Source organism: Streptococcus taoyuanensis, assembly GCF_029589235.1.
Taxonomy (GTDB): Bacteria; Bacillota; Bacilli; order Lactobacillales; family Streptococcaceae; genus Streptococcus; species Streptococcus taoyuanensis.
Genome location: NZ_JARQVW010000009.1, coordinates 80,612 through 88,448 on the forward strand (window position 1 = coordinate 80,612; position 7,837 = coordinate 88,448).

The 7,837-nt window shown below is 39.5% G+C and carries 7 protein-coding genes; all 7 read left to right on the forward strand.

From position 1 onward, the window contains the following. The first annotated feature begins 21 nt into the window (after positions 1–21). Positions 22–1,332, forward strand: a complete 1,311-nt coding sequence (locus P5Y91_RS06975) for a DUF262 domain-containing protein (protein ID WP_277839200.1) — start codon at positions 22–24, stop codon at positions 1,330–1,332. After that, positions 1,326–3,203, forward strand: a complete 1,878-nt coding sequence (locus tag P5Y91_RS06980) for a DUF262 domain-containing protein (RefSeq protein WP_195529736.1) — start codon at positions 1,326–1,328, stop codon at positions 3,201–3,203. Before P5Y91_RS06975 ends, P5Y91_RS06980 begins: the two co-directional genes overlap by 7 nt. A 101-nt stretch (positions 3,204–3,304) precedes the next feature. Beyond that, on the forward strand, positions 3,305–3,568 hold the full coding sequence (locus tag P5Y91_RS06985; RefSeq protein WP_009732165.1) for a type II toxin-antitoxin system RelB/DinJ family antitoxin: 264 nt from the start codon (positions 3,305–3,307) through the stop codon (positions 3,566–3,568). After that, a complete protein-coding gene (locus P5Y91_RS06990; protein WP_009732166.1) occupies positions 3,561–3,839 on the forward strand; it encodes a type II toxin-antitoxin system YafQ family toxin in 279 nt (92 codons plus the stop codon). Before P5Y91_RS06985 ends, P5Y91_RS06990 begins: the two co-directional genes overlap by 8 nt. A 37-nt stretch (positions 3,840–3,876) precedes the next feature. Beyond that, positions 3,877–4,554 carry a DUF8309 domain-containing protein gene (locus tag P5Y91_RS06995; RefSeq protein ID WP_118397335.1) on the forward strand — a complete coding sequence of 226 codons (678 nt, stop codon included), beginning with the start codon at positions 3,877–3,879 and terminating at the stop codon, positions 4,552–4,554. 14 nt (positions 4,555–4,568) lie between these two features. After that, complete coding sequence (locus P5Y91_RS07000) at positions 4,569–4,718, forward strand: hypothetical protein (RefSeq protein WP_173019412.1); 150 nt, start codon at positions 4,569–4,571, stop codon at positions 4,716–4,718. 172 nt (positions 4,719–4,890) lie between these two features. Next, positions 4,891–7,743 (forward strand): AAA family ATPase, encoded by a 2,853-nt coding sequence (locus P5Y91_RS07005; RefSeq protein ID WP_118397458.1) that lies wholly within the window; start codon positions 4,891–4,893, stop codon positions 7,741–7,743. Positions 7,744–7,837 lie beyond the last annotated feature (94 nt).

Here is a 7,837-nt window from a genome sequence, read left to right on the forward strand (position 1 = left end):
AATACAATAAAGGCGGATGAAATGGGTATTCAATTTACTTCAAAAAAGGTTGGAGAGCTATTGAAAGAAGGAAATTTGCGGATTCCTTCTTATCAAAGACCTTATAAGTGGAACAGAAAGCATATTCGTAATCTTTTTTATGATTTACGAGATGCTATGGAAAAAAAGGAATATCAAGTTGGCTCTGTTATCTTTCATGATAATGGTGGATACTTAGATATTGTAGATGGGCAACAACGACTAATTTCTATTTCCTTGTTTCTTCATTCATTAGAAAAGTTAAAGGATTATGAAGGCGCTAATCAACTTTTAGGTGCTGAATTTGGAGAGATATCCTGCTATCATGCAAGCGAAAATTATAACGAGTGGGAAAATTTAACTCAATTGGTTGGTACAAGCCAGGCAAAAGATATTTGCGAATTTTTATTGGAAAATTGTTCTATTTCTTGTATCATCATGCCAGAGGAACGTTTGGCAGAAGCCTTTCAATTATTTGATTCTCAGAATAATCGTGGAAAATCTTTAGAACCTCATGATTTACTCAAAGCCTATCATCTGCGTCAACAAGACTCAGAAGATGAAAAAATTGTTGAGAAATGGGAGCAGTTTGTGGAAGATGACGATTTAAGTCTGAAAGATCTATTTGATAAGCATCTTTTCCGTATGAGACGTTGGTCTAGGGGAGAAACAGGACTAACTAACAAGCGTTATGGTTCTTATCTGCGTTTTACAGAAGATTTTATTGACGATTTTAAAGGTGTTGATTTAAATCAGAATTTTCCATACCTAGAATTATATCGTCATATTGAAAACTTCCCTATGTCAATTACTATGCCAATCATAGATGGAAGCAAATTTTTTGAATATATTGAATCTGTTCATCAAATGATTAAAGATCATATAGATGTTTTAAATAAACAGTTAGGAATTTTTAATGATCCTAAGAGTGAAGAAAATGGTTCAGATTACCCTGAAGGTATGTTAAAAATTTACAATAGTTCAAAGGGGCGCTATCGCAAGTGCCACAATCTGTTTCTAAACATTTGTTCTCTCTTTGCGGAGAGATTTGGAAAAGATAAGCTATCAAAGGAAATAGTAGAAACCTTGTTTATTTGGGCTTACTACCCCCGTGTGAAGTCTCGAGCCATATATGACGCTACTGTAGGAAACTACGCTGCAGGCGGGAAGTTCAGACAAAGAGAAGTTCAAAAACTATTTCAAGTTTTAGCCCATGCTGTGACTCCGAATGATTTCATGGTTAAGATAGATAGAGAATTATTTGAAAATTATACGATGGAACAAATTATAGAAGAGGAAAAAGATAAATGGTAGAAACACATATAAGCTTATCCGTTAACCGTTTGTTAAATGAAGATACCTATGCTATTCCTCTTTATCAGAGAAATTTTGCTTGGACTTATGATGAAATTGAACAATTATTGAACGATGTGGCAGATGCTTTTCAAGAAAAGAGAGACAATTATTATATTGGAACATTAGTTGTTAATGAAGAGAATGATCTTTTCAAAATAATAGATGGGCAACAACGGACAACAGCACTTAATTTGATTGCCTTAGCTTTGAAGCATGAGTTTGGTTTTGATAGATTGAAAGCTGTCAATCTTACCTTCCCAGCTCGGAGAAAATCAAATGAGAATATTCAAAAACTATTTATCAATGAAAAAATTTCTGAGGACGATGAAAATGAATTAACTAGAGGTTACAGACATGCTAAAGATGCCTTGAAAAAAGTGCTAGGAGAGCGCCAACTTGAACCTCAGCCCTTCGTTGATTATCTTTTTAATAAAGTCATCATTTTTCGTAGTATTCTTCCTAAAGATTTAGATTTGAATCTTTATTTCGAACGTTTCAATTCTCGAGGAGAACAACTAGAGGCTCATGAGATTCTTAAGGCGCAAATGATGGCTAAGTTCGGTATAGATCAAGAAATGGCTCAAAAGTTTGCAAGAATCTGGGATGCTTGCGCAGAGTTTGATAAGCCAGTAGCAAGTCAATTTAAGATGAGGCGGAAGAGGGCAGATAATTTTCAGGAGCGTGAACGTATTTTCGGATGGCACTTTTCAAATTACTCCTTTCATAATATTTATGATGACATTGATTTTTATCAAAATGAAAGAAGAAAGTTATCAGATATATTAGGAATAAAGGTCAATGAAAAAATTACAGAATCAGAAAAAGATTTTGGTGACTATACCCAAGTTATTGATTTTCCGACGTTTTTACTCCATGTATTGGCAATTTGGGAAGGTAAGGATACCAGTGAGGTTCAGTTAGATGATAAGAAACTCTTAACTCTATTTGATATAAAAAATAAAAATGAGACTTGGGTTATTGAGTTCAGTGAATTCCTTCTTAGAATGAAACATATTTTTGATAATTTCATTGTTAGAAATTCAAATATGGATTCTTCAAGCAGAAATAAGGATGAATGGTTTTTGCAGAAGGGTACTTACTATGAATACCAGCCAAATGGAAAAGCAAAAGAGCATTACATAGTTGAAGAACGCTTTACTAAGAATACATTTTCAGATTCAGAAATGAACAAAAACATCATTCTTCTTCAATCTATGTTTGCTGTGACTTTCACTGCCAATCGTGATAGTCGTTGGTTATATGAAAGTTTGCGATTCCTCTTCAACCATATTGAAGAGTTAGATCAACCGGAATTTGGTTCTTATTTTAAGGATTTTCTTGAAATAATGGCTGTAAGATATGCTGAGGGAAGATTGTTCACCGAGGAAGATATGCTCAAAAAATATGGTGATATTCCTGTTTATGCATTCAATTTTGTTGATTACATCTTATGGAAAAACCGTGAAGAATTAGGAAGGAAGTATAAAGGTGTTAAATTTGATCATTTCAAATTTGCTTATCGTCGTTCCATAGAGCATTGGTTCCCACAACATCCAAATAGTGATGAAAAAATTGAGAAAATGGATGATCAATTCTTACACTCTTTTGGGAACCTTTGTATCATTACAGATAGTCAAAATTCAAAATTTGGAAATTTAGTCCCGAGTGCAAAATATAAACAGTGGGAAGGAATTTTTGATCGTCAGAGTCTAAAGTTACAAATAATGGCTAATATAACAGAAAAAACTAAATGGGAATCGTATCAAATAAAAGGACTTGAAAAAGAAATTTTACCTATGGTCAAAAGATTCATAGAAAGTAAGTCATAAGAATTGCCTTGATCATTAATTTCAAAAGGCTATTGTATATCTAATAGATTTACAATAGCCTTCTTTTTTGTTACAATAATCAATAGAAAGAAGGTGAGAATATGTCAAAGACGAGCATGAGTATCCGTTTGGATAGTGAGGTTAAGGAGCAGGCCCAACTAGTGTTTAATCATTTAGGGATGGATATGACCACAGCTATCAACATTTTCCTCCGTCAGGCTATTCAATATCAGGGCTTACCTTTTGATGTTCGATTAGACGATCATGGGAAGTTGCTCCAAGTCGTAACGGATGTAGAGCAAAATCGGAATATGAGTCAACCCTTTGAATCAGTCTCAGACTTGATGGAGGACCTGCGTGCTTAAGATTCGTTATCATAAACAGTTTAAAAAAGATTTTAAGTTGGCAATGAAGCGTGGTTTGAAGGCAGACTTGTTAGAAGAAGTTTTGAATTTTCTGGTTCAAGAAAAAGAACTTCCTGTCAGATATCGTGACCATCAATTGACTGATTCCAAGCATTTCCAAGGTGTTCGGGAGTGTCATATCCAGCCGGATTGGCTTTTGGTTTACAAAGTAGATAAGGACGAATTGATTTTAAACTTGCTGAGGACAGGAAGTCACAGTGATTTATTTTGATGGATTCAACGATCCTCGCTCAGTTTGAGGTTGGCTAATGATAGAAAAGAAAAAAAGAGCAATACCCTGGAAGTCGGGGAAAGTCATTTCCATTCGCCTACGGAATGGCGTCTATGTCTTAGCACAAATGGTGAGAGAGCCCTATCTGGTATTTTTTAACCATTTCAAGGAGGAAAATAGCTGGAAGGGAGTGACCTTGAAAGAGGAGAATATTCTCTTTTGTAAAGCAGTCACTCGTCAGTTTCTACGCTCTAGTCCTGTAACGATTGTCAAAGATCTTGACCCTCTCATAGATTATCGGTTACCCAAAGAATGGATTTATAGCCATATGGGAGGGCATCCGATTACGGTTTCGGTGAAGGGACGGGAGCGCCAAGTAACTGGTTTTGGCCAACGGCTTTCCTTGGTTCAGGCGGACAAGGAAAGTGGCCAAGCAGAGGATAATCCTCTAATGGGACTCTTCCAAGCCTATATCCTACCAGATATCCAAGAGCAAGATTGGGAGCGGGTCGGTCAGGCTGAGCTCATGTCTCTCGAAGTTTTTCCAACGCTCAATGAACGTCTTTATCTCTGCTCTCTCTATGGGAAAAATGTGAATCCAGAGCTAGATATCTCTTTGGGAAAGCCCTTGCCCGATGCTTATGAAACCTATCTCGATATTCTTAGCAACAGCCCAGAAGCACGACGTCTCTATCTGGGTGAGGAGGATGACTAAGAAAGGAATAGAACATGAAGGTTGACATTTTTGCGGAAGACAAACCAGCTGAAAAAGTCTTTGTCTACAAGCTAGAAGTGGCAGACCATGTGTTGCTCCTTTCCACCGCCATGCTCTCGGGAGCAATTGCTCTAGCCAGCTTATGTTCAGCCTTGAAAGATTAGATGATAGCCTCTATTTTCTTTTTGAAAATAGAGGTTTTTAAGTCCGTTCAGACCGGATAAGTGTTTTCTTTGGATCTGGATTGTGTTACAATTTTTAGTGACAAGTGTTTGTAAACAGGAAACAGAAAAACAATGGATGTTCTTCCAAAAAAATGAAACAGAGGAGAAGCGCGTGGCAAGATATTTAGTAGGTCCTTACAACAATAGTTGGAACTTTATGGATGCACTTGAAAAAGCGCAGGATGGGGATACCATCGAGTTTGAAAATGGGTATGTCTTTCAATGGCCGACAAATAAAGTGATCGAGATCGACAAGAACCTTCATTTTGTGGGGCATGTGGTCCCAAATCCAAATGGCAATGGGCGCATGTTTAACAACACGATTGAGGCTTCCTTCCGATTTGTAGAGGGAGCTCAGGTGACATTTGAAGATCTGTGGTTTAAAGTTGGTGGGAATTACACTACCTTGCTCTTATGGAATAGCTCAGATATCATCTGTAAACAGGTCTATTTTGAAGCAACCACTCCAACAAATAATGAATTTTTTATCTATATGGATACGCATTCGAAGTTGACACTGGAAGGAGTCGGGATGAAGGTTCCGGAAAAACACCAAAGTGCCATCGGTATGTCCGCTTCGGAATTGTCTATTCGCAATTCAACGATTTTTTCTAAGATTGATCTGTCAGAAGGATCTAAATTGACCTTAGAAAATGTCCATATTGAAATATTTGGGAATAATACGATCCATGCCAAGGACTCAGAAGTGATCGCAAAAAATTCAACGATTACAGGCGGGGATCTGGAAAAGGACTTTCCACCAGTTTGGTTGAGGAATGTCATCTGGGAGTCTGAAAACTGTAAAATTGAGTTGCCTACTGGTACTGGGGTCTGTCTTGATAATAATGTTCAATTCAATTCGGATTCGGATCATATGACCTCCATCAATTCATACAATAGTATGATCCGAGCTCATCAAGCTACATTTTCAGAATTTTTATGCGTCTATGAAGAATCCTTTGCTTCCCTGACTGGAGAAACAACCTTCTTGAATGAGAATGCTCAAACCATTTCATTTGGAGTTTTTGATGATGGTGTGCTGATGGCTGAGCATATGATTTGTCATAAGATTGCGGATCCCAATATACGGCTTCAAGGTGGAGCTTTTGCGAAGGTGGGCACCGTGACCTATAGGCAGGGCGATGCGCGTGATCTGACCAAGGAAATCGAGGATGACTGTGACTATCTTGTTGGCAGAGAAGTGGCGAAGGGCAATGCGCAAGTCGTTCCTACGGGACAGACGACGGATGCAACGGTGGCTCCAACCACCGCAAGAGACTCTGAACCAGAGAAGAAACAAGATGCTCTTCAAGAACTCAATAGCCTGATTGGTCTTGAAAAAGTCAAACATGAGATCAAGAAAATGATCAACATGGTGGAATTTAACAAGAAACGAATCGCCAGTGGCAAGGCTCCTGAAAAGCAAACCTTGCATGCTGCCTTTATGGGAAATCCTGGTACAGGGAAAACCACTGTGGCCCGTCTGTTGGGACAAGTGCTCTTTGATGCAGGTGTCCTCTCAGGAGAAGAATTCCGTTTCGTGGAAGCAACGGAGTCCGATCTGATCTCTTCAAATATTGGAGGAACAGCTGAACAGACCCAAGCCCTGCTTGAAAAAGCGCGAGGAGGCATCCTCTTTATTGATGAAGCCTATAGCTTGGATAAAAAGGACAGCGGTGCGGACTTTGGGATCGAGGCGATCAATACCATCCTCAAATTTATGGAGGACAATCGTGACGACATCATGATTATCTTTGCCGGCTATACCAAGGAAATGGAGGAGTTCTTAAAGACCAATCCAGGCCTTCGTTCTCGGGTACCAAATAATTTCATCTTTGAAGATTTTACAGGAGATGAGATTGTCCAACTAGGTGAAATGATCCTAAGCAAAGGAGACTACAAACTCGAAGACCGGGATTACTATGCGCGGCATGTTAAGCGGGCTTATGATGGCTCGCTAGATAAGAGCAATGGTCGCTGGATCCGTAACCTGGATGAACAATTGACCAAGACCATGGCAGATCGGGTGGTGGCCCAAGGTTCTGACGATATTGAGACCATCCTCAATAGCGATATCGATGCTGTTCTTAACCAAGGAAAGTATCAAGCCGGAGCCGACAAGGAAGAAGATGGAATGGCTGCCCTCAACCGTTTGGTTGGAATTGCTAAGGTGAAAGAGCAAGTCGAACAATTCGTAGCCATGGCTGAGTTCAATCAAAAACGGGCTGAACAAGGTGGCATCGTCGAAGATACGACCTTGCACTCTCTCTTTCTTGGAAATCCTGGTACAGGGAAAACCACCGTGGCCCGCATTTTGGGCAATATCCTCTTCCAAAAAGGGGTTATCAAGCAGAAGAAATTCATCGAAGTATCGCGGAGTAATCTGGTTGGAGGCTACCAAGGTCAAACAGCCTTGAAGACGCGTGAAGTTTTGGAGAGTGCACTGGGTGGGGTCCTCTTTATCGATGAGGCCTACACGCTCTATACCGGTTTAAATGATGATTTTGGGAAGGAAGCCTTGGATGAAGTCCTCAAATTTATGGAGGACCACCGCCGCGATATCGTTATTATCTTTGCTGGTTACACGAAAGAGATGCACGACTTCTTGCAGGTCAATTCAGGTCTGCAAAGCCGGATCCCGACTACATTTGATTTTGAAGACTACAGCCCAGATGAGATCGTGGAGATCGGTCTGTTAGGTTTGCGTAAGCAAGGTTACCAGGTCAATGAAGCCCTTTATGGAGAGATTGTGAAAGGGAATTATATGCGTGCCAATGACCATAGTAATGGTCGCTGGGTCCGCAATCTTAATGAAAAACTCTTGCGCCAAGTATCGACTCGGGTAACCCGTGAAGGTAGTACAGACTACAATTCCATTTTGGATCAAGATTTGGAAGCTTTGAGAGAGAATAGCAGTTCAGAGCAACCCCATACCGTGGATGATCAAGGCTATGTTCTTCCTTAAGCTGAAGGAACAAGAAAAAAGAGGCTGGGACAAAAGTCCTAGCCTCTCAATTATTTTTGGATTGTCGAGCAAGACGCAGTGGTTGAGTGGGCTC